At 50.6% G+C, this 26,112-nt stretch carries 46 protein-coding genes; 39 read left to right on the forward strand and 7 right to left on the reverse strand.

Annotated features, from left to right (window positions below; genetic code table 11):
* Window positions 1-225 precede the first annotated feature (225 nt).
* Entirely contained in the window at window positions 226-420 is a 195-nt protein-coding gene (gene bfd, locus M8370_RS19980) for a bacterioferritin-associated ferredoxin (protein ID WP_008503493.1), read from the forward strand.
* 72 nt (window positions 421-492) lie between these two features.
* Complete coding sequence (gene bfr / locus M8370_RS19985) at window positions 493-969, forward strand: bacterioferritin (protein ID WP_013099029.1); 477 nt, start codon at window positions 493-495, stop codon at window positions 967-969.
* On the opposite strand, the gene M8370_RS19990 is transcribed toward bfr, so the two are convergent.
* On the reverse strand, window positions 953-1,426 hold the full coding sequence (locus M8370_RS19990; protein WP_058650937.1) for a prepilin peptidase: 474 nt from the start codon (window positions 1,424-1,426) through the stop codon (window positions 953-955). The genes bfr and M8370_RS19990 overlap by 17 nt on opposite strands.
* 381 nt (window positions 1,427-1,807) lie before the next feature.
* Between M8370_RS19990 and rpsJ the strand changes: the two genes are divergently transcribed.
* The 31 genes from rpsJ (at window position 1,808) to M8370_RS20145 (ending at window position 16,643) form a co-directional block, all read left to right on the forward strand.
* Entirely contained in the window at window positions 1,808-2,119 is a 312-nt protein-coding gene (gene rpsJ, locus M8370_RS19995; protein ID WP_001181005.1) for a 30S ribosomal protein S10, read from the forward strand.
* A 32-nt stretch (window positions 2,120-2,151) separates the two neighbouring features.
* Window positions 2,152-2,781, forward strand: a complete 630-nt coding sequence (gene rplC / locus M8370_RS20000; RefSeq protein WP_003863274.1) for a 50S ribosomal protein L3 — start codon at window positions 2,152-2,154, stop codon at window positions 2,779-2,781.
* A gap of 10 nt (window positions 2,782-2,791) precedes the next feature.
* The gene (rplD, locus tag M8370_RS20005) at window positions 2,792-3,397 is read left to right on the forward strand and encodes a 50S ribosomal protein L4 (protein ID WP_000424395.1); all 606 of its coding nucleotides are present in this window, start codon (window positions 2,792-2,794) and stop codon (window positions 3,395-3,397) included.
* Window positions 3,394-3,696, forward strand: a complete 303-nt coding sequence (gene rplW / locus M8370_RS20010) for a 50S ribosomal protein L23 (RefSeq protein WP_000617546.1) — start codon at window positions 3,394-3,396, stop codon at window positions 3,694-3,696. The genes rplD and rplW overlap by 4 nt, the downstream gene beginning before the upstream one ends.
* 17 nt (window positions 3,697-3,713) lie before the next feature.
* Window positions 3,714-4,535, forward strand: coding sequence for a 50S ribosomal protein L2 (rplB, locus tag M8370_RS20015; protein ID WP_000301859.1), 822 nt, complete (start codon window positions 3,714-3,716; stop codon window positions 4,533-4,535).
* 16 nt (window positions 4,536-4,551) lie between these two features.
* Window positions 4,552-4,830, forward strand: coding sequence for a 30S ribosomal protein S19 (rpsS, locus tag M8370_RS20020; RefSeq protein WP_001138117.1), 279 nt, complete (start codon window positions 4,552-4,554; stop codon window positions 4,828-4,830).
* A 14-nt stretch (window positions 4,831-4,844) separates the two neighbouring features.
* Window positions 4,845-5,177: a 50S ribosomal protein L22 gene (gene rplV / locus M8370_RS20025; protein WP_002919773.1), complete on the forward strand. Its 333-nt coding sequence runs from the start codon at window positions 4,845-4,847 to the stop codon at window positions 5,175-5,177.
* 17 nt (window positions 5,178-5,194) lie between these two features.
* Complete coding sequence (rpsC, locus tag M8370_RS20030) at window positions 5,195-5,896, forward strand: 30S ribosomal protein S3 (protein ID WP_000529945.1); 702 nt, start codon at window positions 5,195-5,197, stop codon at window positions 5,894-5,896.
* A gap of 12 nt (window positions 5,897-5,908) precedes the next feature.
* On the forward strand, window positions 5,909-6,319 hold the full coding sequence (gene rplP / locus M8370_RS20035; protein WP_002919759.1) for a 50S ribosomal protein L16: 411 nt from the start codon (window positions 5,909-5,911) through the stop codon (window positions 6,317-6,319).
* Window positions 6,319-6,510, forward strand: a complete 192-nt coding sequence (gene rpmC / locus M8370_RS20040) for a 50S ribosomal protein L29 (protein ID WP_013099027.1) — start codon at window positions 6,319-6,321, stop codon at window positions 6,508-6,510. Before rplP ends, rpmC begins: the two co-directional genes overlap by 1 nt.
* Window positions 6,510-6,764, forward strand: a complete 255-nt coding sequence (gene rpsQ, locus M8370_RS20045) for a 30S ribosomal protein S17 (RefSeq protein WP_008503489.1) — start codon at window positions 6,510-6,512, stop codon at window positions 6,762-6,764. The genes rpmC and rpsQ overlap by 1 nt, the downstream gene beginning before the upstream one ends.
* Window positions 6,765-6,930: 166 nt before the next feature.
* Window positions 6,931-7,302, forward strand: a complete 372-nt coding sequence (gene rplN, locus M8370_RS20050; RefSeq protein ID WP_002919748.1) for a 50S ribosomal protein L14 — start codon at window positions 6,931-6,933, stop codon at window positions 7,300-7,302.
* A gap of 10 nt (window positions 7,303-7,312) precedes the next feature.
* Window positions 7,313-7,627 carry a 50S ribosomal protein L24 gene (rplX, locus tag M8370_RS20055; RefSeq protein WP_000729185.1) on the forward strand — a complete coding sequence of 105 codons (315 nt, stop codon included), beginning with the start codon at window positions 7,313-7,315 and terminating at the stop codon, window positions 7,625-7,627.
* Between the two features lie 14 nt (window positions 7,628-7,641).
* Window positions 7,642-8,181, forward strand: coding sequence for a 50S ribosomal protein L5 (gene rplE / locus M8370_RS20060; RefSeq protein ID WP_001096202.1), 540 nt, complete (start codon window positions 7,642-7,644; stop codon window positions 8,179-8,181).
* Window positions 8,182-8,195: 14 nt separating this feature from the next.
* Window positions 8,196-8,501, forward strand: coding sequence for a 30S ribosomal protein S14 (rpsN, locus tag M8370_RS20065; protein ID WP_013099026.1), 306 nt, complete (start codon window positions 8,196-8,198; stop codon window positions 8,499-8,501).
* Between the two features lie 33 nt (window positions 8,502-8,534).
* Window positions 8,535-8,927, forward strand: coding sequence for a 30S ribosomal protein S8 (gene rpsH / locus M8370_RS20070; protein WP_013099025.1), 393 nt, complete (start codon window positions 8,535-8,537; stop codon window positions 8,925-8,927).
* Between the two features lie 12 nt (window positions 8,928-8,939).
* Complete coding sequence (gene rplF / locus M8370_RS20075) at window positions 8,940-9,473, forward strand: 50S ribosomal protein L6 (protein WP_013099024.1); 534 nt, start codon at window positions 8,940-8,942, stop codon at window positions 9,471-9,473.
* Between the two features lie 9 nt (window positions 9,474-9,482).
* Window positions 9,483-9,836, forward strand: coding sequence for a 50S ribosomal protein L18 (rplR, locus tag M8370_RS20080; RefSeq protein WP_013099023.1), 354 nt, complete (start codon window positions 9,483-9,485; stop codon window positions 9,834-9,836).
* Between the two features lie 14 nt (window positions 9,837-9,850).
* Complete coding sequence (gene rpsE, locus M8370_RS20085) at window positions 9,851-10,351, forward strand: 30S ribosomal protein S5 (RefSeq protein ID WP_003863299.1); 501 nt, start codon at window positions 9,851-9,853, stop codon at window positions 10,349-10,351.
* A gap of 6 nt (window positions 10,352-10,357) precedes the next feature.
* The gene (gene rpmD / locus M8370_RS20090) at window positions 10,358-10,537 is read left to right on the forward strand and encodes a 50S ribosomal protein L30 (protein WP_003863301.1); all 180 of its coding nucleotides are present in this window, start codon (window positions 10,358-10,360) and stop codon (window positions 10,535-10,537) included.
* A gap of 3 nt (window positions 10,538-10,540) precedes the next feature.
* The gene (rplO, locus tag M8370_RS20095; RefSeq protein WP_013099022.1) at window positions 10,541-10,975 is read left to right on the forward strand and encodes a 50S ribosomal protein L15; all 435 of its coding nucleotides are present in this window, start codon (window positions 10,541-10,543) and stop codon (window positions 10,973-10,975) included.
* A 7-nt stretch (window positions 10,976-10,982) separates the two neighbouring features.
* Window positions 10,983-12,314, forward strand: coding sequence for a preprotein translocase subunit SecY (gene secY, locus M8370_RS20100; protein WP_003863305.1), 1,332 nt, complete (start codon window positions 10,983-10,985; stop codon window positions 12,312-12,314).
* Window positions 12,315-12,345: 31 nt separating this feature from the next.
* On the forward strand, window positions 12,346-12,462 hold the full coding sequence (rpmJ, locus tag M8370_RS20105; protein ID WP_000868187.1) for a 50S ribosomal protein L36: 117 nt from the start codon (window positions 12,346-12,348) through the stop codon (window positions 12,460-12,462).
* A 146-nt stretch (window positions 12,463-12,608) separates the two neighbouring features.
* Window positions 12,609-12,965, forward strand: coding sequence for a 30S ribosomal protein S13 (rpsM, locus tag M8370_RS20110; protein ID WP_013099021.1), 357 nt, complete (start codon window positions 12,609-12,611; stop codon window positions 12,963-12,965).
* A gap of 16 nt (window positions 12,966-12,981) precedes the next feature.
* Window positions 12,982-13,371, forward strand: a complete 390-nt coding sequence (rpsK, locus tag M8370_RS20115; protein WP_003031137.1) for a 30S ribosomal protein S11 — start codon at window positions 12,982-12,984, stop codon at window positions 13,369-13,371.
* A gap of 32 nt (window positions 13,372-13,403) precedes the next feature.
* Entirely contained in the window at window positions 13,404-14,024 is a 621-nt protein-coding gene (gene rpsD / locus M8370_RS20120) for a 30S ribosomal protein S4 (protein WP_003863314.1), read from the forward strand.
* Between the two features lie 25 nt (window positions 14,025-14,049).
* Complete coding sequence (locus M8370_RS20125) at window positions 14,050-15,039, forward strand: DNA-directed RNA polymerase subunit alpha (RefSeq protein WP_002919219.1); 990 nt, start codon at window positions 14,050-14,052, stop codon at window positions 15,037-15,039.
* A gap of 40 nt (window positions 15,040-15,079) precedes the next feature.
* Window positions 15,080-15,466 carry a 50S ribosomal protein L17 gene (rplQ, locus tag M8370_RS20130; protein ID WP_001216372.1) on the forward strand — a complete coding sequence of 129 codons (387 nt, stop codon included), beginning with the start codon at window positions 15,080-15,082 and terminating at the stop codon, window positions 15,464-15,466.
* Between the two features lie 107 nt (window positions 15,467-15,573).
* Complete coding sequence (locus M8370_RS20135; RefSeq protein ID WP_013099020.1) at window positions 15,574-15,942, forward strand: DnaJ family domain-containing protein; 369 nt, start codon at window positions 15,574-15,576, stop codon at window positions 15,940-15,942.
* A 2-nt stretch (window positions 15,943-15,944) separates the two neighbouring features.
* Window positions 15,945-16,370, forward strand: a complete 426-nt coding sequence (gene zntR / locus M8370_RS20140) for a Zn(2+)-responsive transcriptional regulator (RefSeq protein ID WP_013099019.1) — start codon at window positions 15,945-15,947, stop codon at window positions 16,368-16,370.
* 57 nt (window positions 16,371-16,427) lie between these two features.
* Window positions 16,428-16,643: an alternative ribosome-rescue factor A gene (locus tag M8370_RS20145; RefSeq protein WP_013099018.1), complete on the forward strand. Its 216-nt coding sequence runs from the start codon at window positions 16,428-16,430 to the stop codon at window positions 16,641-16,643.
* On the opposite strand, the gene mscL is transcribed toward M8370_RS20145, so the two are convergent.
* The 5 genes from mscL to def all read right to left on the reverse strand — a co-directional run bounded on the left by mscL (window position 16,640) and on the right by def (window position 21,416).
* A complete protein-coding gene (gene mscL / locus M8370_RS20150; protein WP_013099017.1) occupies window positions 16,640-17,050 on the reverse strand; it encodes a large-conductance mechanosensitive channel protein MscL in 411 nt (136 codons plus the stop codon). The two genes, M8370_RS20145 and mscL, sit on opposite strands and share 4 nt — an antisense overlap.
* A gap of 145 nt (window positions 17,051-17,195) precedes the next feature.
* Window positions 17,196-18,572 (reverse strand): Trk system potassium transporter TrkA, encoded by a 1,377-nt coding sequence (gene trkA, locus M8370_RS20155; protein WP_013099016.1) that lies wholly within the window; start codon window positions 18,570-18,572, stop codon window positions 17,196-17,198.
* A 22-nt stretch (window positions 18,573-18,594) separates the two neighbouring features.
* A complete protein-coding gene (gene rsmB / locus M8370_RS20160; protein WP_094916747.1) occupies window positions 18,595-19,881 on the reverse strand; it encodes a 16S rRNA (cytosine(967)-C(5))-methyltransferase RsmB in 1,287 nt (428 codons plus the stop codon).
* A 52-nt stretch (window positions 19,882-19,933) separates the two neighbouring features.
* Window positions 19,934-20,881 carry a methionyl-tRNA formyltransferase gene (gene fmt, locus M8370_RS20165; RefSeq protein ID WP_013099014.1) on the reverse strand — a complete coding sequence of 316 codons (948 nt, stop codon included), beginning with the start codon at window positions 20,879-20,881 and terminating at the stop codon, window positions 19,934-19,936.
* Window positions 20,882-20,906: 25 nt separating this feature from the next.
* Window positions 20,907-21,416 (reverse strand): peptide deformylase, encoded by a 510-nt coding sequence (gene def, locus M8370_RS20170; protein ID WP_013099013.1) that lies wholly within the window; start codon window positions 21,414-21,416, stop codon window positions 20,907-20,909.
* 127 nt (window positions 21,417-21,543) lie between these two features.
* On the opposite strand from def, the gene dprA reads away from it, so the two are divergent.
* Genes dprA through M8370_RS20200 form a run of 6 tightly spaced genes read left to right on the forward strand, consistent with a single transcriptional unit; the run spans window position 21,544 to window position 25,327 of the window.
* Entirely contained in the window at window positions 21,544-22,668 is a 1,125-nt protein-coding gene (gene dprA / locus M8370_RS20175; protein WP_038986040.1) for a DNA-protecting protein DprA, read from the forward strand.
* Window positions 22,640-23,113 carry a DUF494 family protein Smg gene (gene smg / locus M8370_RS20180; protein ID WP_013099011.1) on the forward strand — a complete coding sequence of 158 codons (474 nt, stop codon included), beginning with the start codon at window positions 22,640-22,642 and terminating at the stop codon, window positions 23,111-23,113. Before dprA ends, smg begins: the two co-directional genes overlap by 29 nt.
* A 26-nt stretch (window positions 23,114-23,139) precedes the next feature.
* Window positions 23,140-23,694 carry a DNA topoisomerase family protein gene (locus tag M8370_RS20185; protein ID WP_013099010.1) on the forward strand — a complete coding sequence of 185 codons (555 nt, stop codon included), beginning with the start codon at window positions 23,140-23,142 and terminating at the stop codon, window positions 23,692-23,694.
* The gene (gene tsaC / locus M8370_RS20190; RefSeq protein WP_250021638.1) at window positions 23,687-24,259 is read left to right on the forward strand and encodes an L-threonylcarbamoyladenylate synthase type 1 TsaC; all 573 of its coding nucleotides are present in this window, start codon (window positions 23,687-23,689) and stop codon (window positions 24,257-24,259) included. The genes M8370_RS20185 and tsaC overlap by 8 nt, the downstream gene beginning before the upstream one ends.
* A gap of 4 nt (window positions 24,260-24,263) precedes the next feature.
* Complete coding sequence (gene aroE / locus M8370_RS20195) at window positions 24,264-25,082, forward strand: shikimate dehydrogenase (protein WP_045902257.1); 819 nt, start codon at window positions 24,264-24,266, stop codon at window positions 25,080-25,082.
* Complete coding sequence (locus M8370_RS20200; protein ID WP_020684886.1) at window positions 25,079-25,327, forward strand: DUF1488 family protein; 249 nt, start codon at window positions 25,079-25,081, stop codon at window positions 25,325-25,327. Before aroE ends, M8370_RS20200 begins: the two co-directional genes overlap by 4 nt.
* Here the strand turns inward: M8370_RS20200 and M8370_RS20205 are convergent.
* Window positions 25,303-25,857, reverse strand: coding sequence for a gamma carbonic anhydrase family protein (locus M8370_RS20205; RefSeq protein ID WP_038986042.1), 555 nt, complete (start codon window positions 25,855-25,857; stop codon window positions 25,303-25,305). The two genes, M8370_RS20200 and M8370_RS20205, sit on opposite strands and share 25 nt — an antisense overlap.
* Window positions 25,858-26,112: the final 255 nt, after the last annotated feature.

Genomic DNA, 26,112 nt, shown 5'->3' on the forward strand with positions numbered 1-26,112 from the left:
CGGCCGTACCGTTGGCGCGGGCGTTGTTGCTAAAGTTCTGGGCTAATTAATTATCCCCGAATAAAAAAAGGACGCTTCGGCGTCCTTTTTTGTTTTCTTAGCGTCTGTACTTGTCACAAATTTTCGCATTTTTTGTTTGCTCCCGCCCCGTATACTGGCGTTTGTGCTATTGTAATCATAACCATTCTCACTTACACTTTGCGCATATTTTGAACGGGAGTCTTTATGTACGTTTGTTTATGTAATGGTGTGAGTGACAAAAAAATACGTCAGGCCGTTCGCCAGTTTCAGCCACAGTCCTTCCAGCAACTTCGCAAGTTTGTTCCAGTGGGAAATCAATGCGGTAAATGCGTACGCGCAGCGCGTGAAATCATGCAGGATGAACTGATGCAGATCCCGGAATACAAAGAGATCGCGTAAGCGCCCATCTTTTTTTTGACATCCCTGTAGCCCGATCTACGCTTCAATGAGTGGAAGCGGAGGGACTATATAATGAAAGGTGATGTTAAAATCATAAGTTATCTCAATAAATTATTGGGAAATGAGCTTGTCGCAATCAATCAGTATTTTCTCCATGCGAGAATGTTTAAAAACTGGGGCCTCATGCGCCTCAACGACGTTGAGTATCACGAATCCATCGATGAGATGAAACATGCCGATAAATATATCGAGCGTATTTTATTTCTCGAAGGCATCCCCAACCTGCAGGACCTCGGTAAACTCGGCATCGGTGAAGATGTTGAAGAGATGCTGCGATCCGATCTCAGACTTGAACTTGAAGGCGCAAAAGACCTTCGCGAAGCTATTGCCTACGCAGACAGCGTCCATGACTACGTTAGCCGCGATATGATGATCCAGATTCTGGCCGATGAAGAAGGGCATATCGACTGGCTGGAAACCGAGCTGGATCTCATTGGCAAAATTGGCCTGCAAAACTATCTCCAGTCGCAGATTAAAGTGGAAGATTAACCAGCGTCTGCCAACCTACGCATAAACCCGCTGCCGCCAGAAATGGTCCAAAAGGCAGTGGGTTTTTTAATGTCCGTGTGGCAGGGTTGAAAAACGAAGTCATAAGGAGATAGAGCAGCGCCAATAGCGCGGCGACCAGTGCCAGTTCGGGCAACACGCACCAACCATGCCATGCACCGAGTGCCGAAAGATACTTCACATCGCCATAGCCCATCCCTTCACGGCGAAATATTAGCCGATAACCCCAGTAGATCATGGCAAAGCCGACATACCCTGCCATCGCCCCGACCACTGCACCAGGCAGAAAATCAGGGTGAAGACAGAGTTGATAGAGCAAACCAGCCCATAACAGGGGACAGAGGTATTTATCAGGGAGAATGCCTGAGCGAATATCTTCACGCACCAGTAAACCTGAGAGAACAAAATAGATGAGCAGGAAGGGGAGGAGAGTAAGCATGAACGAAACCTCAAGGTGAATTTCAGCGCATACTCTCCACACCACGAATGCCTGGCAATAGCCAAAAAATGTAATTGCGTAGTGGTTTCATAAGAACAGAAGAAAGGGGACGGATTGCAGAAAATAGTGCGAGGCCTTACGCAAGGTACACCTTTAGCGCTTAAATTCTAAACGGCACTTGCGTCTTGCCCAGATTTACGTATAATGCGCGGGCTTGTCGTAATTGACGGCGGGTTCAATCTGAACCGGAGTGACTCATTTTGTTACTCAACAATGCTCCCAATTGGGGAGCTACGTAAGAACGGTTACACTCTCCCATCAATCGTAATGGGTTTGAGGAGTAATCATTTTCGTTTATAAAATAATTGGAGCTCTGGTCTCATGCAGAACCAAAGAATCCGTATCCGCCTTAAAGCGTTTGATCATCGTCTGATCGATCAATCAACCGCGGAAATCGTCGAGACTGCTAAGCGCACTGGTGCGCAAGTCCGTGGTCCGATCCCGCTGCCGACCCGCAAAGAGCGCTTCACCGTTCTGATCTCCCCGCACGTTAACAAAGACGCGCGTGATCAGTACGAAATCCGCACTCACAAGCGTCTGGTTGACATCGTTGAGCCAACTGAGAAAACCGTTGATGCTCTGATGCGTCTGGATCTGGCTGCCGGTGTAGACGTGCAGATCAGCCTGGGTTAATCAGGTCATCGAGCGATTGAGAGGTTGAAACAATGATTGGTTTAGTCGGTAAAAAAGTGGGTATGACCCGCATCTTCACTGAAGATGGCGTTTCTATCCCAGTAACCGTAATCGAAGTTGAAGCAAACCGCGTTACTCAGGTTAAAGATCTGGCTAACGATGGCTACCGCGCTATTCAGGTTACCACTGGTGCTAAAAAAGCTAACCGTGTAACCAAACCAGAAGCGGGTCACTTCGCTAAAGCTGGCGTTGAAGCTGGCCGTGGTCTGTGGGAATTCCGTCTTGCTGAAGGCGAAGAGTTCACCGTAGGTCAGGACATTAGCGTTGAGCTGTTTGCTGACGTTAAAAAAGTTGACGTAACCGGTACCTCTAAAGGTAAAGGTTTTGCTGGTACCGTTAAGCGCTGGAACTTCCGTACCCAGGACGCTACTCACGGTAACTCCTTGTCTCACCGTGTTCCGGGTTCTATCGGTCAGAACCAGACTCCGGGCAAAGTGTTCAAAGGCAAGAAAATGGCAGGTCAGCTGGGCAACGAACGTGTAACTGTTCAGAGCCTGGACGTAGTACGTGTTGACGCTGAGCGCAACCTGCTGCTGGTTAAAGGTGCGGTCCCGGGTGCAACCGGTAGCGACCTGATCGTTAAACCAGCTGTGAAGGCGTAAGGGGATAGCAATGGAATTAGTATTGAAAGACGCGCAGAGCGCGCTGACTGTTTCCGAAACTACCTTCGGTCGTGATTTCAACGAAGCGCTGGTTCACCAGGTTGTTGTTGCTTATGCAGCTGGTGCTCGTCAGGGTACTCGTGCTCAGAAGACTCGTGCTGAAGTAACTGGTTCTGGCAAAAAGCCATGGCGCCAGAAAGGTACCGGCCGTGCGCGTTCAGGTTCTATCAAGAGCCCGATCTGGCGTTCAGGTGGCGTGACCTTCGCTGCGCGTCCACAGGACCACAGTCAAAAAGTTAACAAAAAGATGTACCGCGGCGCGCTGAAAAGCATCCTGTCCGAACTGGTACGTCAGGATCGTCTGATCGTTGTCGAGAAGTTCTCTGTAGAAGCGCCTAAAACTAAGCTGCTGGCACAGAAACTGAAAGACATGGCTCTGGAAGATGTGCTGATCATCACCGGTGAGCTGGACGAGAACCTGTTCCTGGCCGCGCGCAACCTGCACAAGGTTGACGTACGCGACGCGACTGGTATCGACCCGGTTAGCCTGATCGCCTTCGACAAAGTCGTAATGACTGCTGATGCTGTTAAGCAAGTTGAGGAGATGCTGGCATGATTCGTGAAGAACGTCTGCTGAAGGTGCTGCGCGCACCGCACGTTTCTGAAAAAGCGTCTACTGCGATGGAAAAAACAAACACCATCGTTCTCAAAGTTGCTAAAGACGCGACCAAAGCAGAGATCAAAGCTGCTGTGCAGAAACTGTTTGAAGTCGAAGTCGAAGTCGTTAACACCCTGGTAGTTAAAGGGAAAGTTAAACGTCACGGACAGCGTATCGGTCGTCGTAGCGACTGGAAAAAAGCTTACGTCACCCTGAAAGAAGGCCAGAACCTGGACTTCGTTGGCGGCGCTGAGTAAGTCGGAGGAGTAATACAATGGCAGTTGTTAAATGTAAACCGACATCTCCGGGTCGTCGCCACGTAGTTAAAGTGGTTAACCCTGAGCTGCACAAGGGCAAACCTTTTGCTCCGTTGCTGGAAAAAAACAGCAAATCCGGTGGTCGTAACAACAATGGCCGTATCACCACTCGTCACATCGGTGGTGGCCACAAGCAGGCTTATCGTATTGTTGACTTCAAACGCAACAAAGACGGTATCCCAGCAGTTGTTGAGCGTCTTGAGTACGATCCGAACCGTTCCGCGAACATCGCGCTGGTTCTGTACAAAGATGGCGAACGCCGTTACATCCTGGCCCCTAAAGGCCTGAAAGCTGGCGACCAGATTCAGTCTGGCGTTGATGCTGCAATCAAAGCAGGCAACACCCTGCCGATGCGCAATATCCCGGTTGGTTCTACCGTTCATAACGTAGAAATGAAACCAGGTAAAGGCGGTCAGCTGGCGCGTTCCGCGGGTACTTACGTTCAGATCGTTGCGCGTGACGGTGCTTATGTCACCCTGCGTCTGCGTTCTGGTGAAATGCGTAAAGTCGAAGCAGACTGCCGCGCTACTCTGGGCGAAGTTGGCAATGCTGAGCATATGCTGCGCGTTCTGGGTAAAGCTGGTGCTGCACGCTGGCGTGGTGTTCGTCCTACCGTTCGCGGTACTGCGATGAACCCAGTAGACCACCCACATGGTGGTGGTGAAGGTCGTAACTTTGGTAAGCACCCGGTAACTCCGTGGGGCGTTCAGACCAAAGGTAAGAAGACCCGCAGCAACAAGCGTACTGATAAATTTATCGTACGTCGCCGTAGCAAATAATTTTAGAGGATAAGCCATGCCACGTTCTCTCAAGAAAGGTCCTTTTATTGACCTGCACTTGCTGAAGAAGGTAGAGAAAGCGGTGGAAAGCGGAGACAAGAAGCCCCTGCGCACTTGGTCCCGTCGTTCAACGATCTTTCCTAACATGATCGGTTTGACCATCGCTGTCCATAATGGTCGTCAGCACGTTCCAGTCTTTGTTACCGACGAAATGGTTGGTCACAAACTGGGTGAATTCGCACCGACTCGTACTTATCGCGGCCACGCTGCTGATAAAAAAGCGAAGAAGAAATAAGGTAGGAGGAAGAGATGGAAACTTTAGCTCAACATCGCCATGCTCGTTCTTCTGCACAGAAGGTTCGCCTTGTTGCTGACCTGATTCGCGGTAAGAAAGTGTCGCAGGCCCTGGACATCCTGACCTATACCAACAAGAAAGCTGCGGTATTGGTCAAGAAAGTACTGGAATCTGCCATTGCTAACGCTGAACACAACGATGGCGCTGACATCGACGATCTGAAAGTCGCGAAAATTTTCGTAGATGAAGGCCCAAGCATGAAGCGCATTATGCCGCGTGCGAAAGGTCGTGCAGATCGCATCCTGAAGCGCACCAGCCACATTACTGTGGTTGTGTCCGATCGCTGAGACTCTGGAGACTAGCAATGGGTCAGAAAGTACATCCTAATGGTATTCGCCTGGGTATTGTAAAACCATGGAACTCTACCTGGTTTGCGAACACCAAAGAATTCGCTGACAACCTGGACAGCGATTTTAAAGTACGTCAGTACCTGACGAAGGAACTGGCTAAAGCGTCTGTATCTCGTATCGTTATCGAGCGTCCAGCTAAGAGCATCCGTGTGACTATTCACACTGCTCGTCCTGGCATCGTTATCGGTAAGAAAGGCGAAGACGTAGAAAAACTGCGCAAGGTCGTAGCGGATATCGCTGGCGTTCCTGCACAGATCAATATCGCTGAAGTTCGTAAGCCTGAACTGGACGCTAAATTGGTTGCTGACAGCATCACTTCTCAGCTGGAACGTCGTGTTATGTTCCGTCGTGCTATGAAGCGTGCTGTACAGAACGCAATGCGTCTGGGCGCTAAAGGTATCAAAGTTGAAGTTAGCGGCCGTCTGGGCGGCGCGGAAATCGCACGTACCGAATGGTACCGTGAAGGTCGCGTACCGCTGCACACTCTGCGTGCTGACATCGACTACAACACCTCTGAAGCGCACACCACTTACGGTGTAATCGGCGTTAAGGTATGGATCTTCAAAGGTGAGATCCTGGGTGGTATGGCTGCTGTTGAACAACCGGAAAAACCGGCTGCTCAACCTAAAAAGCAGCAGCGTAAAGGCCGTAAATAAGGAGCGTCGCTGATGTTACAACCAAAGCGTACAAAATTCCGTAAAGTGCACAAAGGCCGCAACCGTGGTCTGGCGCAGGGTACGGATGTTAGCTTCGGCACTTTCGGTCTGAAAGCTGTTGGCCGTGGTCGTCTGACTGCACGTCAGATCGAAGCAGCACGTCGTGCAATGACCCGTGCAGTTAAGCGTCAAGGTAAGATCTGGATCCGTGTATTCCCGGACAAACCGATCACCGAGAAGCCGCTGGAAGTTCGTATGGGTAAAGGTAAAGGTAACGTGGAGTACTGGGTTGCCTTGATCCAACCGGGCAAAGTCCTGTATGAAATGGACGGTGTTCCGGAAGAGCTGGCCCGTGAAGCCTTCGGCCTGGCAGCAGCGAAACTGCCTATCAAAACCACCTTTGTAACTAAGACGGTGATGTAATGAAAGCAAAAGAGCTGCGTGAAAAGAGCGTTGAAGAGCTGAACGCTGAGCTGCTGAACCTGCTGCGCGAGCAGTTCAACCTGCGTATGCAGGCTGCAAGTGGCCAGCTGCAACAGACCCACCTGCTGAAGCAAGTGCGTCGCAATGTTGCACGCGTTAAGACTTTACTGACTGAGAAGGCGGGTGCGTAATGACCGATAAAATCCGTACTCTGCAAGGTCGTGTTGTTAGCGACAAAATGGAGAAATCCATCGTTGTTGCTATCGAACGCATTGTGAAACACCCGATCTACGGTAAATTCATCAAGCGTACGACCAAACTGCACGTACATGACGAGAACAACGAATGTGGTATCGGCGACAAGGTTGAAATCCGTGAATGCCGTCCACTGTCCAAGACTAAGTCCTGGACGCTGGTTCGCGTTGTAGAGAAAGCGGTTCTGTAATACAGTACCCGTTCTCGATACGAATAAACGGCTCAGCGATGAGCCGTTTATTTTTTCTACCCATATTGCAGAAGCGGTGTTATAATGCCGCGCCCTCGATATGGGGCTTTTTAACGGCTCTGATTTTAGAGTCTCAGGTAGTAGTTGACATTAGCGGAGCACTAAAATGATCCAAGAACAGACTATGCTGAACGTCGCCGACAACTCCGGTGCACGTCGCGTAATGTGTATCAAGGTTCTGGGTGGCTCGCACCGTCGCTACGCAGGCGTAGGCGACATCATCAAGATCACCATCAAAGAAGCAATTCCACGTGGTAAGGTCAAAAAAGGTGATGTGCTGAAAGCGGTAGTGGTGCGCACCAAGAAGGGTGTTCGTCGCCCTGACGGTTCTGTCATTCGCTTCGATGGTAATGCATGCGTTATTTTGAACAATAACAGCGAGCAGCCAATCGGCACGCGTATCTTTGGGCCGGTAACTCGTGAACTTCGTACTGAGAAGTTCATGAAAATTATCTCTCTGGCACCAGAAGTACTCTAAGGAGCGAATCATGGCAGCGAAAATCCGTCGTGATGACGAAGTTATCGTGTTAACCGGCAAAGATAAAGGTAAACGCGGTAAAGTAAAAAATGTCCTGTCTTCCGGCAAGGTCATTGTTGAAGGTATCAACCTGGTTAAGAAACATCAGAAGCCGGTTCCGGCCCTGAACCAACCAGGCGGCATCGTTGAAAAAGAAGCTGCTATTCAGGTTTCTAACGTTGCAATCTTCAATGCGGCAACCGGCAAGGCTGACCGTGTAGGCTTTAGATTCGAAGACGGCAAAAAAGTCCGTTTCTTCAAGTCTAACAGCGAAACTATCAAGTAATTTGGAGTAGTACGATGGCGAAACTGCATGATTACTACAAAGACGAAGTAGTTAAGAAACTCATGACTGAGTTTAACTACAATTCTGTCATGCAAGTCCCTCGGGTCGAGAAGATCACCCTGAACATGGGTGTTGGTGAAGCGATCGCTGACAAGAAACTGCTGGATAACGCAGCAGCTGACCTGACAGCAATCTCCGGTCAAAAACCGCTGATCACCAAAGCACGCAAATCAGTTGCAGGCTTCAAAATCCGTCAGGGCTATCCGATCGGCTGTAAAGTAACTCTGCGTGGCGAACGCATGTGGGAGTTCTTTGAGCGCCTGATCACTATTGCTGTACCTCGTATCCGAGACTTCCGTGGCCTGTCCGCTAAGTCATTCGACGGTCGTGGTAACTACAGCATGGGTGTCCGTGAGCAGATCATCTTCCCAGAAATCGACTACGATAAAGTCGACCGCGTGCGTGGTTTGGATATTACCATTACCACTACTGCGAAATCTGACGAAGAAGGCCGTGCTCTGCTGGCTGCCTTTGACTTCCCGTTCCGCAAGTAAGGTAGGGTTACTGAATGGCTAAGCAATCAATGAAAGCACGCGAAGTAAAACGCGTAGCTTTAGCTGATAAATTCTTCGCTAAACGCGCTGAACTGAAAGCGATCATCTCTGATGTGAACGCTTCCGACGAAGATCGTTGGAACGCAGTTCTCAAGCTGCAAACTCTGCCGCGTGATTCCAGCCCGTCTCGTCAGCGTAACCGCTGCCGTCAAACAGGTCGTCCACATGGTTATGTGGGCAAGTTCGGGTTGAGCCGTATTAAGCTGCGTGAAGCCGCCATGCGCGGTGAAGTGCCAGGCTTGAAAAAGGCTAGCTGGTAATTGTCACCAATTGAATCACGGGAGTAAAGACAGATGAGCATGCAAGATCCGATCGCGGATATGCTGACCCGTATCCGTAACGGTCAGGCCGCGAATAAAGCTGCGGTCACCATGCCTTCCTCCAAGCTGAAAGTGGCAATCGCCAACGTGCTGAAGGACGAAGGTTTTATTGAAGATTTTAAAGTTGAAGGCGACACCAAGCCGGAGCTGGAAGTGACTCTTAAGTACTTCCAGGGTAAAGCTGTTGTAGAAAGCATTCAGCGTGTCAGCCGCCCAGGTCTGCGCATCTATAAGAAAAAAGATGAGCTGCCAAAAGTTATGGCCGGTCTGGGTATCGCAGTTGTTTCTACCTCTAAAGGTGTTATGACTGATCGTGCAGCGCGCCAGGCTGGTCTTGGCGGCGAAATTATCTGCTACGTAGCCTAATCGGAGGAAAAAATGTCTCGTGTTGCTAAAGCACCGGTCGTTGTTCCTGCCGGCGTTGATGTAAAAATCAACGGTCAGGTTATTACGATCAAAGGTAAAAACGGCGAGCTGACTCGTACTCTCAACGATGCTGTTGAAGTTAAACATGCAGATAATGCTCTGACCTTCGGTCCGCGTGATGGTTACGCAGACGGCTGGGCTCAGGCTGGTACCGCGCGTGCCCTGCTGAACTCAATGGTTATCGGTGTTACCGAAGGCTTCACTAAGAAGCTGCAGCTGGTTGGTGTAGGTTATCGTGCAGCGATCAAAGGGAATGCAGTAGGCCTGTCTCTGGGCTTCTCTCACCCTGTTGAGCATCCGCTGCCGGCCGGTATCACTGCAGAATGTCCAACTCAGACTGAGATCGTGCTGAAAGGCGCTGATAAACAGCTGATTGGCCAGGTTGCAGCAGATCTGCGCGCCTACCGTCGTCCTGAGCCTTATAAAGGCAAGGGTGTTCGTTACGCCGACGAAGTCGTGCGTACCAAAGAGGCTAAGAAGAAGTAAGGTAACACTATGGATAAGAAATCTGCTCGTATCCGTCGTGCGACCCGCGCACGCCGCAAGCTCAAAGAGCTGGGTGCAACTCGCCTGGTGGTACATCGTACCCCGCGTCACATTTACGCACAGGTAATTGCACCGAACGGTTCTGAAGTTCTGGTAGCTGCTTCTACTGTAGAAAAAGCTATCGCAGAACAATTGAAGTACACCGGTAACAAAGACGCTGCTGCAGCTGTAGGTAAAGCTGTTGCTGAACGCGCTCTGGAAAAAGGTATCAGCAATGTATCCTTTGACCGTTCCGGGTTCCAATATCATGGTCGTGTCCAGGCACTGGCAGATGCTGCCCGTGAAGCTGGCCTTCAGTTCTAAGGTAGAGGTGTAAGATGGCTCACATCGAAAAACAAGCTGGCGAACTGCAGGAAAAGCTGATCGCGGTAAACCGCGTATCTAAAACCGTTAAAGGTGGTCGTATTTTCTCCTTCACAGCTCTGACTGTAGTTGGCGATGGTAACGGTCGCGTTGGTTTTGGTTACGGTAAAGCGCGTGAAGTTCCAGCAGCGATCCAGAAAGCGATGGAAAAAGCCCGTCGCAATATGATTAACGTCGCGCTGAACAACGGCACCCTGCAGCACCCAGTTAAAGGTGTTCACACGGGTTCTCGTGTATTCATGCAGCCAGCTTCAGAAGGTACCGGTATCATCGCCGGTGGTGCAATGCGCGCCGTTCTGGAAGTTGCTGGGGTTCATAACGTTCTGGCTAAAGCATACGGTTCCACCAACCCGATCAACGTGGTTCGTGCAACTATTGATGGCCTGGAAAATATGAATTCTCCAGAAATGGTCGCTGCCAAGCGTGGTAAATCCGTTGAAGAAATTCTGGGGTAATTGACCATGGCAAAGACTATTAAAATCACTCAAACCCGCAGTGCAATCGGTCGTCTGCCGAAACACAAGGCAACGCTGCTTGGCCTGGGTCTGCGTCGTATTGGTCATACCGTTGAGCGCGAGGATACTCCTGCTGTTCGCGGTATGGTCAACGCGGTTTACTTCATGGTTAAAGTTGAGGAGTAAGAGATGCGTTTAAATACTCTGTCTCCGGCCGAAGGCTCTAAAAAGGCGGGTAAACGCCTGGGTCGTGGTATCGGTTCTGGCCTCGGCAAAACCGGTGGTCGTGGTCACAAAGGTCAGAACTCTCGTTCTGGCGGTGGCGTACGTCGCGGTTTCGAGGGTGGCCAGATGCCACTGTACCGTCGTCTGCCGAAGTTCGGCTTCACTTCTCGCAAAGCAGCGATCACAGCGGAAGTCCGTCTGTCTGACCTGGCGAAAGTTGAAGGCGGCGTTGTAGACCTGAACACGCTGAAAGCAGCTAACATTATCGGTATCCAGATCGAGTTCGCGAAAGTGATCCTGGCTGGTGAAGTTTCTACTCCGGTAACTGTTCGTGGCCTGCGTGTTACTAAAGGTGCTCGTGCTGCTATCGAAGCTGCTGGCGGTAAAATTGAGGAATAAGTAGCAGATGGCTAAGCAACCGGGATTAGATTTTCAAAGTGCCAAAGGTGGATTTGGTGAGCTGAAACGCAGACTGCTGTTTGTAATCGGCGCGCTGATTGTGTTCCGTATTGGCTCTTTTATTCCGATCCCTGGTATCGATGCCGCTGTACTTGCCAAACTGCTTGAGCAACAGCGAGGCACCATCATTGAAATGTTTAACATGTTCTCTGGTGGTGCTCTCAGCCGTGCTTCTATCTTCGCGCTGGGTATTATGCCGTATATTTCGGCATCCATTATTATCCAGCTGCTGACGGTCGTTCATCCGGCCCTGGCAGAACTGAAGAAAGAAGGGGAGTCTGGACGTCGTAAGATTAGTCAGTACACCCGCTACGGTACTCTGGTGCTGGCAATATTCCAGTCGATCGGTATTGCTACCGGTCTTCCGAATATGCCTGGTATGCAGGGCCTGGTCTTAAACCCAGGCTTTGCATTCTATTTCACCGCTGTTGTAAGTCTGGTCACAGGGACAATGTTCCTGATGTGGCTCGGCGAACAGATTACTGAACGTGGTATCGGTAACGGTATCTCAATCATTATCTTCGCCGGTATTGTTGCGGGTCTCCCGCCAGCCATCGCCCATACTATCGAGCAAGCGCGTCAAGGCGACCTGCACTTCCTCCTGTTGCTGTTGGTTGCAGTATTAGTATTTGCAGTGACGTTCTTTGTTGTCTTCGTTGAACGTGGTCAACGCCGCATTGTGGTGAACTACGCGAAACGTCAGCAGGGTCGTCGTGTCTATGCTGCACAGAGCACACATTTGCCGCTGAAAGTGAATATGGCAGGGGTAATCCCGGCGATCTTCGCTTCCAGTATTATTCTGTTCCCGGCAACCATCGCGTCATGGTTCGGGGGCGGTACTGGTTGGAACTGGCTGACAACAATTTCGCTGTATTTGCAGCCTGGGCAACCACTTTATGTGTTACTCTATGCGTCTGCGATCATCTTCTTCTGTTTCTTCTACACGGCGTTGGTCTTCAACCCGCGTGAAACAGCAGATAACCTGAAGAAGTCCGGTGCATTTGTACCAGGAATTCGTCCGGGAGAGCAAACGGCGAAGTATATCGATAAAGTAATGACTCGCCTGACTTTGGTTGGTGCGCTTTATATTACTTTTATCTGCCTGATCCCGGAGTTCATGCGTGATGCAATGAAAGTACCGTTCTACTTCGGTGGGACCTCACTGCTTATCGTTGTTGTCGTGATTATGGACTTTATGGCTCAAGTGCAAACTCTGATGATGTCCAGTCAGTATGAGTCTGCATTGAAGAAGGCGAACCTGAAAGGCTACGGCCGCTAATTGGTCGCCTGAGAAGTTACGGAGAGTAAAAATGAAAGTTCGTGCTTCCGTCAAGAAATTATGCCGTAACTGCAAAATCGTTAAGCGTGATGGTGTCATCCGTGTGATTTGCAGTGCCGAGCCGAAGCATAAACAGCGCCAAGGCTGATTATTTCGCATATTTTTCTTGCAAAGTTGGGTTGAGCTGGCTAGATTAGCCAGCCAATCTTTTGTATGTCTGTACGTTTCCATTTGAGTATCCTGAAAACGGGCTTTTCAGCATGGTGCGTACATATTAAATAGTAGGAGTGCATAGTGGCCCGTATAGCAGGCATTAACATTCCTGATCAGAAACATGCTGTGATCGCATTAACTTCGATCTACGGCATCGGCAAGACCCGTTCTAAAGCCATCCTGGCTGCAGCGGGTATCGCTGAAGATGTTAAGATCAGTGAGCTGTCTGAAGGACAAATCGACACGCTGCGTGACGAAGTTGCCAAATTTGTCGTTGAAGGTGATCTGCGCCGTGAAATCAGCATGAGCATCAAGCGCCTGATGGATCTTGGTTGCTATCGCGGTTTGCGTCATCGTCGTGGTCTGCCAGTGCGCGGTCAGCGTACTAAGACCAACGCACGTACCCGTAAGGGTCCGCGCAAACCGATCAAGAAATAATCGGGGTGATTGAATAATGGCAAAGGCACCAATTCGTGCACGTAAACGTGTAAGAAAACAAGTCTCTGACGGCGTGGCTCATATCCATGCTTCTTTCAACAACACCATCGTTACTATTACTGATCGTCAGGGTAACGCATTGGGTTGGGCAACAGCCGGTGGTTCCGGTTTCCGTGGTTCTCGCAAATCCACTCCGTTTGCAGCTCAGGTTGCAGCAGAGCGTTGCGCAGAAGCCGTAAAAGAATACGGCATCAAGAATCTGGAAGTTATGGTTAAAGGTCCGGGTCCGGGTCGTGAATCTACTGTTCGCGCTCTGAACGCCGCTGGTTTCCGCATCACTAATATTACTGATGTGACTCCGATCCCTCATAACGGTTGTCGTCCGCCGAAAAAACGTCGCGTATAACGCTCGTTTTTTAGGTTAGTTGGAGATAGAAAATGGCAAGATATTTGGGTCCTAAGCTCAAGCTGAGCCGTCGTGAGGGCACCGACTTATTCCTTAAGTCTGGCGTTCGCGCGATCGATACCAAGTGTAAAATTGAACAAGCTCCTGGCCAGCACGGTGCGCGTAAACCGCGTCTGTCTGACTATGGTGTGCAGTTGCGTGAAAAGCAAAAAGTTCGCCGTATCTACGGTGTGCTGGAGCGTCAGTTCCGTAACTACTATAAAGAAGCAGCACGTCTGAAAGGCAACACAGGTGAAAACCTGCTGGCTCTGCTGGAAGGTCGTCTGGACAACGTTGTATACCGTATGGGCTTCGGCGCTACTCGTGCTGAATCACGCCAGCTGGTTAGCCACAAAGCAATCATGGTAAACGGTCGTGTTGTTAACATCGCTTCTTATCAGGTTAAAGCGAATGACGTTGTTAGCATTCGTGAGAAAGCGAAAAAGCAATCTCGCGTGAAAGCCGCTCTGGAGCTGGCTGAGCAGCGTGAAAAGCCAACCTGGCTGGAAGTTGATGCTGGCAAGATGGAAGGTACGTTCAAGCGTCAGCCAGAACGTTCTGATCTGTCTGCGGACATTAACGAACACCTGATCGTCGAGCTTTACTCCAAGTAAAGCTTAGTACCAAAGAGAGGACACAATGCAGGGTTCTGTGACAGAGTTTCTAAAACCGCGCCTGGTAGATATCGAGCAAGTGAGTTCGACGCACGCCAAGGTGACCCTTGAGCCTTTAGAGCGTGGCTTTGGCCATACTCTGGGTAACGCACTGCGCCGTATTCTGCTCTCATCGATGCCGGGTTGCGCGGTGACCGAGGTTGAGATTGATGGTGTACTTCATGAGTACAGCACCAAAGAAGGCGTTCAGGAAGATATCCTTGAAATCCTGCTCAACCTGAAAGGGCTGGCGGTGAGAGTTCAGGGTAAAGATGAAGTTATTCTTACTCTGAATAAATCTGGCATTGGCCCTGTGACTGCAGCCGACATCACCCACGACGGTGATGTTGAAATCGTCAAGCCGCAGCACGTGATCTGCCACCTGACCGATGAGAACGCAGCTATTAGCATGCGTATCAAAGTTCAGCGCGGTCGTGGTTATGTGCCGGCTTCTGCCCGAATTCATTCGGAAGAAGATGAGCGCCCAATCGGCCGTCTGCTGGTCGACGCATGCTACAGCCCTGTAGAGCGTATTGCCTACAATGTTGAAGCAGCGCGTGTAGAACAGCGTACCGACCTGGACAAGCTGGTCATCGAAATGGAAACCAATGGCACAATCGATCCTGAAGAGGCGATTCGTCGTGCGGCAACCATCCTGGCAGAACAACTGGAAGCTTTCGTTGACTTACGTGATGTACGTCAGCCGGAAGTGAAAGAAGAGAAACCAGAATTCGATCCGATCCTGCTGCGCCCTGTTGACGATCTCGAATTGACTGTCCGCTCTGCTAACTGCCTCAAGGCAGAAGCTATCCACTATATCGGTGATCTGGTACAGCGTACCGAGGTTGAGTTGCTGAAAACGCCGAACCTGGGTAAAAAATCTCTTACTGAGATTAAAGACGTGCTGGCTTCACGTGGTCTGTCTCTGGGCATGCGCCTGGAAAACTGGCCACCAGCAAGCATTGCTGACGAGTAACCGGATCACAGGTTAAGGTTTTACTGAGAAGGATAAGGTCATGCGCCATCGTAAGAGTGGTCGTCAACTGAACCGCAACAGCAGCCATCGCCAGGCTATGTTCCGCAACATGGCAGGTTCACTGGTTCGTCATGAAATCATCAAGACGACCCTGCCTAAAGCGAAAGAGCTGCGTCGTGTAGTTGAGCCGCTGATTACTCTTGCCAAGACTGACAGCGTTGCTAATCGTCGTCTGGCATTCGCCCGTACTCGTGATAACGAGATCGTGGCAAAACTGTTTAACGAGCTGGGTCCGCGTTTCGCGAGCCGTGCCGGTGGTTACACTCGCATTCTGAAGTGTGGCTTCCGTGCAGGCGACAACGCTCCGATGGCTTACATCGAGCTGGTTGATCGTTCTGAGTCGAAAGCAGAAGCTGCTGCAGAGTAATCTGCAGTAACGTAAAAAAACCCGCTCCGGCGGGTTTTTTTATATCCGCACTATCCCCACTTCTCTACAATATCTGTATTAATTTTGTTCATCCCCTGGAGTTTATGATGTGGTTGCTCGACCAGTGGGCAGAACGCCATATTCGCGATGCCCAAACAAAAGGCGAATTCGATAACCTGTCCGGTAGCGGTGAACCGCTAATACTGGAAGATGATTCGCATATACCCCCTGAACTACGGGCTGGATATCGCTTACTGAAAAATGCGGGATGTCTGCCTCCCGAGCTTGAACAGCGCAAAGAGGCGATTGAGCTTACTGACCTGCTAAAAGGGATACGGAAAGACGATCCCCGTCATGGAGAACTAAGCCGGCGGTTGGCTCTGGTTGAACTCAAGCTACGACAGGCAGGAATTGCGACTGATTTTCTGCATGGCGAGTATAGTGAAAGACTGATGCAGAAAATAAACGAGGAATAGCCATGTATCGTATCGGTGAACTTGCAAAGCTTGCTAACGTGACGCCGGATACCATCCGTTACTATGAAAAACAGCAGATGATTGATCACGAGGTGCGAACCGAAGGTGGGTTCCGGCTCTATACCGACAACGATCTGCAACGGCTGCGGTTTATTCGTTATGCACGCCAACTGGGATTCACGCTGGATTCGATCCGTGAGTTATTGTCGATCCGTATCGATCCGGCACATCACACCTGCCAGGAATCGAAAAGCATTGTTCAGGCCAGGCTGGATGAAGTTGAAGCGCGTATTCAGGAACTGCAAACCATGCAGCGCTCTCTGCAAAGGTTGAATGATGCGTGCTGTGGTACGGCTCACAGCAGTGTCTATTGTTCTATTCTGGAGGCCCTTGAACAAGGGGCAAGTGGGGAAACCCGGGGTTGTTGATTTTTTATCAGTCCGGGTCTAGACTCCCCTCGACATTAATCATGCTCAGGAGAAATTATGAGTCACTATCAACATACGAAGGGACAAATTAAAGATAATGCAATTGAGGCTTTGCTTCACGACCCGCTTTTTCGACAGCGAGTTGAAAAGAACAAAAAAGGGAAGGGAAGTTATCTGCGTAAAAACAAACATGCAAAACGGGGTAACTGGGAGGCCAGTGGCAAGCAAGCGAATCGCTTATTTACCACTGGCCTTCCTGCTTTTAGCTGTTAAACGCGGTTATTCTGCTCTTTTAACAGATCGCGAATTTCAGTCAGTAATACTTCTTCTTTCGTAGGCGCGGGCGCTGCAGCAGGCTCTTCTTTTTTACGGTTGAGCTTGTTGATAAGCTTGATGGCCATAAAAATGGCAAACGCGACGATCACGAAATCAAATACGTTCTGAATAAACACGCCATAGTGCATCACCACTGCCGGGATATCCCCCTGTGCTTCCCGAAGCGTGAAGGCGAATTGTTTGAAATCAATGCCCCCAATTAATAGCCCTAAAGGTGGCATGATGATATCAGCCACTAAAGATGAAACGATCTTGCCGAACGCTGCACCAATAATGACACCCACTGCCAAATCCACCACATTTCCGCGCATCGCAAATTCGCGAAATTCTTTAACAAAACTCATTATGTTCTCCTTGTGCCAGCTGACGACTATAAGTTTAACAAATGATTAGCTAATTGCCATTGGGGATAAATAAACGTTATGAAAATAAAAGGCACAGGAATCAGAAGGATAATACTCAGGTGCTCTATCGCGAGCACCTGAATCATTACAGGAAGAATGGACTTGGCTGGAATAAACGTTCGACGTCGGTAATAAATTTTTTATCGGTCAGGAACATAATAACGTGATCGCCTTGTTCAATACGCAAATTATCATTGGCAATCATGACATCATTCCCGCGTACTACGGCGCCGATAATTGTGCCGGGTGGCAGCTTAATTTCATCGATGGCGCGTCCCACCACGCGCGATGTGGTTTCATCACCGTGAGCGACAGCTTCAATGGCTTCAGCGACGCCGCGACGCAGCGAGGACACACCAACAATGTCTGCTTTACGAACGTGGCTCAACAGTGCGGAAATCGTTGCCTGCTGCGGTGAAATCGCAATATCAATTACGCTCCCCTGCACCAGGTCAACATAGGCACGACGCTGAATAAGTACCATGACCTTTTTTGCTCCCATGCGCTTGGCGAGCATGGCGGACATAATATTTGCTTCATCGTCGTTGGTGACGGCAATAAACAGATCAACTTGATCGATATGCTCTTCTGCCAGTAATTCCTGATCTGATGCATCGCCATAAAACACGATCGTGTTTTGTAGTTTTTCAGCAAGTTCAGAGGCGCGCTGTTGATCGCGCTCGATCAACTTCACGCTATAGTCTTTTTCCAGACGGCGAGCGAGACCTGCGCCGATATTACCCCCGCCGACCAGCATGATGCGTTTATAGGGCTTTTCGAGGCGCTGAAGTTCACTCATAACGGCACGAATATGTTGAGAGGCAGCAATGAAGAAAACTTCATCTCCTGCTTCGACAATGGTCGAGCCCTGAGGTCGAATCGGTCTGTCGTGACGGAAAATGGCTGCGACGCGGGTATCGATATGCGGCATATGTTCGCGCATCGTAGACAGCGCGTTTCCGATCAACGGACCGCCATAATAGGCCTTAACGACGGCCAGACTCACTTTCCCTTCTGCAAAGTTCACGACCTGCAGTGCACCGGGATATTCGATCAGGCGATAAATATTATCGATAACCAGCTGTTCTGGTGCGATAAGGTGGTCGATTGGTACCGCTTCTGAGTTAAAGAGTTTTTCCGCATCGCGGACATAATCCGGGGAGCGGATACGGGCAATTCGGTTAGGCGTGTTGAAAAGCGAATAGGCCACCTGACAAGCGACCATATTGGTCTCATCCGAGCTGGTCACGGCCACTAACATATCGGCATCGTCAGCACCGGCTTCACGGAGGACACGTGGATGCGAACCGTGCCCCTGCACAACGCGAAGGTCAAATTTATCCTGCAGAACGCGCAGTCGATCGCCGTTGGTATCGACGATCGTAATGTCGTTGTTTTCACCTACAAGGTTTTCCGCCAGCGTCCCGCCGACCTGTCCTGCGCCCAGAATGATAATCTTCATATCTCGTGACCTGTTCTCAACATCACTCTTTGATTAGCTTAGCGTAAAAGAAGCCATCACCCTCTTCAGCGCCGGGCAGGTTCTGCTGGCCCGGGTGCTCCGGTGTCCCCGTATCGCGCAGCGTAGCGCCAGGAGTGCGTTTAAGGAAGGCTGAAATTTGCTGGCTATTCTCTTCCGGAAGAATGGAACAGGTGGCATAGACCAGCGTTCCGCCAGGCTTCAGGTGTGGCCAGATAGCGTCAAGGATCTCGGATTGCAGCTGCGCAAGCTCCTTAATATCACGGTCGCGACGCAGCCACTTAATGTCCGGGTGACGACGAATAACGCCGGTTGCCGAGCAGGGAGCGTCCAGCAAAATGCGGTCGAATTGAGTCTCGCCGCACCATTCTGCGGGCTTACGTCCGTCGCCTTGCTTGACCTGCGCCTTCATACCTAAACGCTTAAGGTTGTCGTAGACACGCGAAAGTCGCTGCTCATCAACATCCACAGCCATTACGCTGGCCTGCGGTGCGACTTCCAGAATATGCGTTGTTTTGCCCCCAGGCGCGGCACACAGGTCGAGGATCTGTTCGCCATTTTTGGGTTCGAGCCATGTCATACAGCCCTGAGCAGATGCATCCTGAACGGTTACCCAGCCTTCATCGAATCCGGGTAAGGCATGCACCGGCACAGGGGAGGCTAAACGCACGGCATCAGGATAAGCATCATGCGCGAATCCACTCATTCCGGCTTCTTCCAGCAAGGCCAGCCATGCATCGCGGGTATGATGATTACGGTTAACGCGTAACCACATCGGCGGACGTTGATTATTTGCGTCAGCAATATCCTGCCACCGCTGCGGATACGCTTTTTTGAGGCGATTCAGAAGCCAGTCAGGATGAAGGAAACGGGTTTCGCTTTTTGCAAATTCTGCCAGAAGTTCTTCCTGTTGACGCTGGAACTGACGCAGTACGCCGTTGATCAGCCCTTTGAGCTGGGGACGTTTAATCGCGACAGCACCTTCTACCGTCTCAGCCAACGCAGCATGAGGTGGGATGCGGGTATGAAGAAGCTGATAGAAGCCAACCATAATCAAATAATGGACGGTACGCTGCTTACCGGTCATTGGGCGCGACATCAGCTTATTAATCAGCCATTCAAGCTGAGAAAGGGTGCGCAGGACGCCAAAACAGAGCTCCTGAAGCAGAGCTCTGTCTTTGTCGGACACTTTTTGCTGCAGTGGAGGTAGGACATTACTCAGTGATTGACCCTGCTCGACAACCTGCTCAACGGCCTGTGCCGCCAGACTGCGTAGATTTTGTTTTTTCATAACCGTAAAAATAAAAATGCCCGGAAACACCGGGCCTTAAGAATAAATTTGCTCAGGCAAGGCGAGAGCCAGGGATAAACCATTCGCGACGGGAATTTAACAGATCCTGAGCACTCATTGCCTTTTTACCCGCAGGCTGCAGTGATTCCAGATTCAGGATCCCTTCCGAGGTTGCCACCTGGATACCATTTTTGCTGGCTTCGATAATTGTACCCGGCTCAGCAGACGTATTGCCTTCAATGACGGATGCTTTCCAGACTTTAACAGGTTGCTCATCGATCACCATCCAGCTCATTGGCCACGGATTAAAGGCGCGAATGCAACGCTCAAGCTGTGCGGCGGAGAGGGACCAGTCGACCCGCGCCTCTTCTTTGCTGAGTTTTTCGGCGTAGGTCACCAGGGTCTCATCCTGAACTTCAGGGGTAGCCGTATTATCAGCAAGCTGCTGCAAGGTTTTGATGAGTCCTTGTGGACCCAGATCCGCCAGTTTGTCATACAGCGTGGCACTGGTGTCGTCGGCGGTAATTGGACAGGCCAGTTTATACAACATGTCGCCGGTGTCTAAACCTACATCCATCTTCATGATGGTGACGCCGGTTTCAGCATCACCCGCCCACAGCGAGCGCTGGATCGGTGCCGCGCCACGCCAGCGTGGAAGCAACGAACCATGTACGTTGACACACCCCAGACGAGGCATATCAAGCACGACTTTTGGCAGAATTAAGCCGTAAGCCACCACCACCATGACATCAGCATTGAGATCGGCAACAAGTTGCTGATTTTCCTGAGGTCGTAAGGATGCGGGCTGGTAAACGGGTAACCCATGTTCTTCTGCCAGCACTTTCACCGGGCTGGGCATGAGCTTTTTACCACGGCCTGCCGGGCGATCCGGTTGGGTAAACACGCCAACAACCTGGTGGCCAGAAGATAACAGCGCGTCAAGATGACGCGCTGCAAAATCAGGGGTACCCGCGAAGATAATACGTAGTGTTTTAGACACGATGATCCTTGTATCCGGGGGGATGTTATGCGCGGGAGCGCAAACGATCCAGTTTTTCTACTTTCTGACGAATACGCTGCTGCTTCAGTGGTGAGAGGTAATCGATAAACAGTTTACCGACCAGGTGATCCATCTCATGCTGTATACAAATCGCCAGCAGATCGTCTGCTTCCAGTTCGAACGGGTTGCCTTCACGATCCAGGGCGCGAATTTTCACTTTTTCGGCACGTGGAACTAAAGCACGCTGTTCAGGAATGGACAGACAACCTTCCTCAATACCTGTTTCACCGCTCTTTTCCAACAGCTCAGGGTTGATCAGTACCAGACGGCCATCGCGATTCTCAGAAACGTCGATCACGATAATACGCTTGTGAATGTCCACCTGAGTTGCCGCAAGGCCAATGCCTTCTTCGGCGTACATGGTATCGAACATATCATCAACGATACGCTGAATTTCTGCATTCACTTCTTTGACCGGTTCAGCGACGATGCGAAGGCGCTCGTCCGGAATATGTAACACTTGCAAAACTGCCATAAATTTCCAGAGTCGTGTTCAGGAGTTGATAAGAATACTATCTCTATTCTAGACAAATCCCCCATCGATTGACAGCATCCGTGACCAATCGCAATGATTGCAGAGGCTGCTTATGGCAGGGAATAGGATGACGTCCACGGAGATATGGTTACGGCTAATCCACACAGGCTCTCTGTGTGGTGATCAGATGCTCGCAGCGGCAGCGCGACTACTTATGCAGACAAGGATTGATGATGCCGTTGTCAGAGATGCCGGGCTGTCAACAAAACAGGCTCAACAGTTCTTTGCGCTTGATGAAAATGAACTGCAACGAAATCTGGCGTGGCTTGAACAGCCGGAGAACCATCTGCTGACGGCGGATGATCCTCGTTATCCCCCTTTACTTCGCACGATCCCTGACTACCCCGGCGCATTGTTTATTAAAGGCAATCCTGAAGCCCTTATTACCGTTCAACTGGCGGTTGTGGGTAGCCGCGCGCCATCCTGGTACGGTGAGCGATGGGGGAAAATCCTGTGCGAACAACTTTCACAAAGTGGTTTCACGATCACCAGTGGGCTGGCCTGCGGTATTGACGGCGTCGCTCACCACGCCGCGCTGTCTGTAAAAGGCCGAAGTGTCGCGGTGCTTGGAAACGGGCTTTTTAGCATTTATCCCCGTCGGCATCAGGCTCTGGCTGCACGGCTTATCGAATCAGAGGGGGCTATTGTGTCGGAGTTCCCGCTGTCAGCGCCGCCCTGGCCGGCAAATTTTCCACGTCGTAACCGAATCATCAGCGGTCTGAGTCTGGGCGTGCTGGTGGTGGAGGCCGCTTTAAGAAGCGGCTCACTCGTTACGGCACGGTATGCCCTAGAACAGGGGCGAGAAGTCTTTGCCTTACCTGGCCCGATAGGTAACCCGGGGTGTGAGGGCCCCCACTGGCTCATCAAGCAGGGAGCAACGCCTGTGACGAGCGTCGAGGACATCCTTGAAAATTTGCAATATGGCTTGCACTGGTTAACAGACGAACCCGAAAAGCGACATTTTTCATCAGATCAGGAGAAGGTGGCATTGCCATTTCCCAGCCTCCTGGCTAACGTAGGAGATGAGGTAACACCTGTTGACGTTGTCGCTGAACGTGCCGGCCAACCTGTGCCAGTAACGGTAGCACAGCTACTCGAACTGGAGTTAGCAGGGTGGATCGCAGCTGTACCCGGCGGCTATGTCCGATTAAGGAGGGCAAGCCATGTTCGACGTACTGATGTATTTGTTTGAGACTTACATCCATAACGAAGCAGAAATGCGAGTGGATCAGGACAAATTGACACAGGATCTTACCGATGCGGGGTTTGAACGGGAAGATATTTATAATGCGTTGATGTGGCTGGAAAAACTGGCTGATTATCAGGAAGGCCTTGCCGAACCGATGCAGCTTGCTTCTGACCCATTGTCTGTGCGCATTTATACCGCTGAAGAGTGTGAAAGGCTGGACGCCAGCTGCCGGGGATTCATCTTATTCCTTGAGCAGATTCAGGTGCTAAACCTCGAAACAAGAGAAATGGTGATAGAGCGCGTTATGGCGCTGGATACGGCAGAGTTCGAACTGGATGACCTCAAGTGGGTGATCCTGATGGTTCTGTTTAATATTCCAGGCTGTGAAAATGCCTATCAGCAAATGGAAGAATTACTCTTTGAAGTGAATGAAGGTATGCTGCACTAATTCAATGTGCAGCACCAAGAGTTGTTATGGCCAAATCAGCACTGTTCACGGTGCATAAAAACGAGCCCTGCCCACAGTGCGGGGCTGAACTTGTCATTCGGTCCGGGAAACACGGTCCGTTTCTCGGTTGTTCACACTATCCGGAATGTGATTATGTTCGTCCCCTGAAAAGCCAGGCGGACGGACATATCGTTAAAATTCTGGAGGGGCAGCTTTGCCCGAAGTGTGGAGGCGAACTGGCGTTACGGCAGGGCCGTTTTGGTATGTTCATTGGTTGCAGTCGCTATCCTGAATGTGAACATACGGAACAAATTGATAAGCCAGATGAAACGGCAATCGCCTGCCCCCAGTGCCAGCGCGGACAACTGGTACAGCGTCGTTCTCGTTTTGGTAAAACCTTCCATTCCTGCGATCGTTATCCTGAATGCCAGTTCGTTATCAATTTCAAACCGGTAGCGGGTACCTGCCCTCATTGCGATTATCCGTTACTTATAGAGAAGAAAACGGCGCAAGGTATGAAACGCTTTTGCGCCAGTAAACAATGTGGAAAGCCGGTTTCGGCGGATGAAATCAGTGAATAATAACCTGCCAACAGGAGCCATTGCGCACGCAGTGGAGGTCCTGAAAAATGAAGAAGTCATCGCCTATCCAACAGAAGCTGTCTTTGGGGTCGGTTGCGATCCTGACAGCGAGACAGCTGTGAATCGCTTACTTACGCTAAAACAGAGACCTGTCGAAAAAGGATTGATTTTGATCGCTGCTAATTATGAGCAGCTTAAACCCTATATTGATGATTCCATGCTCACGCCAGCACAACGGGATACCATCTTTTCGGCGTGGCCAGGGCCGGTGACCTTTGTTTTCCCGGCGCAGCCAACTACGCCACGCTGGTTAACAGGGCGTTTCGATTCCCTCGCTGTCCGTGTCACCGATCATCCGCTGGTGGTAGAGCTATGTCTGGCGTTTGGTAAACCGCTGGTCTCAACCAGTGCCAACCTTACCGGGCAGCCTCCTTGCCGGAGCACCGAAGAGGTGCTGGCGCAGTTCGGGAATGACTTCCCGGTAGCCGTCGGTGAAACCGGAGGTCGTCTTAATCCGTCGGAAATCCGCGACGCCTTGACCGGCGAACGTTTTCGCCAGGGGTAATATGATGGAAACCTATGCCGTTTTTGGTAATCCGATCGCACACAGCAAGTCGCCGCTGATCCATCAGCAGTTTGCTGAACAACTGCAGATTGATCATCCCTATGGCCGGGTGCTGGCACCTGTTGATGCCTTTGTTACTACCCTGAATGCTTTTTTTGACGCGGGTGGTAAAGGTGCCAATGTGACGGTGCCTTTTAAAGAAGAAGCCTTTGAACGTGCGGATGAATTAACTGAGCGCGCGTCTCTTGCGGGTGCCGTGAATACGCTTAAACGGCTGGAGGATGGACGCCTTCTGGGTGACAACACTGACGGAATCGGCTTACTTAGCGATCTGGAAAGACTCTCATTTATCAAACCCGGGTTCCGGGTTCTGTTGATTGGTGCTGGTGGGGCATCGCGAGGCGTACTGTTACCGCTCCTTTCACTGGATTGTGCAGTGACCATAACCAATCGCACCTTTTCCCGGGCGGAAGCGTTGGCGGCGTTGTTTGCACATACTGGCAGCGTGAGCGCGGTGGCTCTTGATGATCTTATCCGCCATGAATTTGATCTTATAATTAATGCCACCTCCAGCGGCATTGGTGGGGAAGTACCGGCGATCCCGTCCTCTTTGGTAAACAGCCACCTCTATTGCTACGACATGTTTTATCAGAAAGGGAAAACTCCCTTCCTCAGCTGGTGTGAACAACACGGCGCGAAACAGCTGGCTGATGGCCTGGGCATGCTGGTGGGGCAGGCTGCGCATGCAGTTTTGCTCTGGCACGGTGTATTACCTGATGTCGAACCTGTCATTGAAAAGCTGAAACAGGAACTTACGGCGTGAACCAGGCGATTCACTTTCCCGACAGAGAACAGTGGGATGAGAGTAAGCAAGCGGTCTGTTTCCCGGTGCTCGTGCATGGGATGCAACTGACATGTGCCGTTAGCGGTGAAACGCTCAAGCGCCGCTTTGGTGGCTCAAATCCATTAGAGGTGTTTTGCGAAAATCGCTGGGATCTTGAAGAAGAAGCCAGCGATTTGATCCGCGATCAGCAGGAAGACGATCAGGGCTGGGTCTGGCTGCCCTGATCCAGATACTCATCTTTCCATTTCACGTAATTATTCGCTGAATATTTCAGACCTTCTCTTTCCGCTTCTGTTAAGGGGCGGATCTGCTTTACCGGGCTGCCTAAATAGAGATAACCGCTTTCGAGCCGTTTATGTTGAGGGACAAGACTCCCGGCACCAATCATCACATCATCTTCTACGATGACACCATCCAGCAGGATCGATCCCATGCCAACCAGCACCCGGTTTCCGATAGTGCAGCCGTGAAGCATGACTTTATGACCGACGGTAACATCTTCTCCTATAACAAGTGGATTGCCGTCCGGGTTATATGAGGATTTGTGGGTGACATGCAGCACGCTGCCATCCTGAATATTAGTGCGTGCGCCAATTGCCACATAGTTAACGTCTCCCCTGATCGCAACGAGCGGCCAGATGCTGACATCATCGGCCATTCGGACATCGCCAATGACCACACTGCTGGCATCGATCATCACGCGATCGCCTTTTTGTGGAAACAGATCTTTATACGGACGTAGTACTGCAGACATATCTACCTCGACAGATGAGCGCTATACAGAAGACTTTGATCATATTTTTGGATCGAGGCAAGGCAAAATACGTCAATATTTAAGCAGATCGGGCGGGATTTCAGCGAAAAGCGCGGAAAATCATCAGTCAGAAAAAAAGATCTAAAAAATACTTGTGCTAAAAAATGGGATCCCTATAATGCGCCTCCATCGACACGGCGGATGTGAATCACTTCACAAACAGCCCGGTCGGTTGAAGAGAAAAAATCCTGAAAA

The organism is Enterobacter cloacae complex sp. OE43NF, from assembly GCF_023544405.1.
Lineage (GTDB): Bacteria > Pseudomonadota > Gammaproteobacteria > Enterobacterales > Enterobacteriaceae > Enterobacter > Enterobacter cloacae.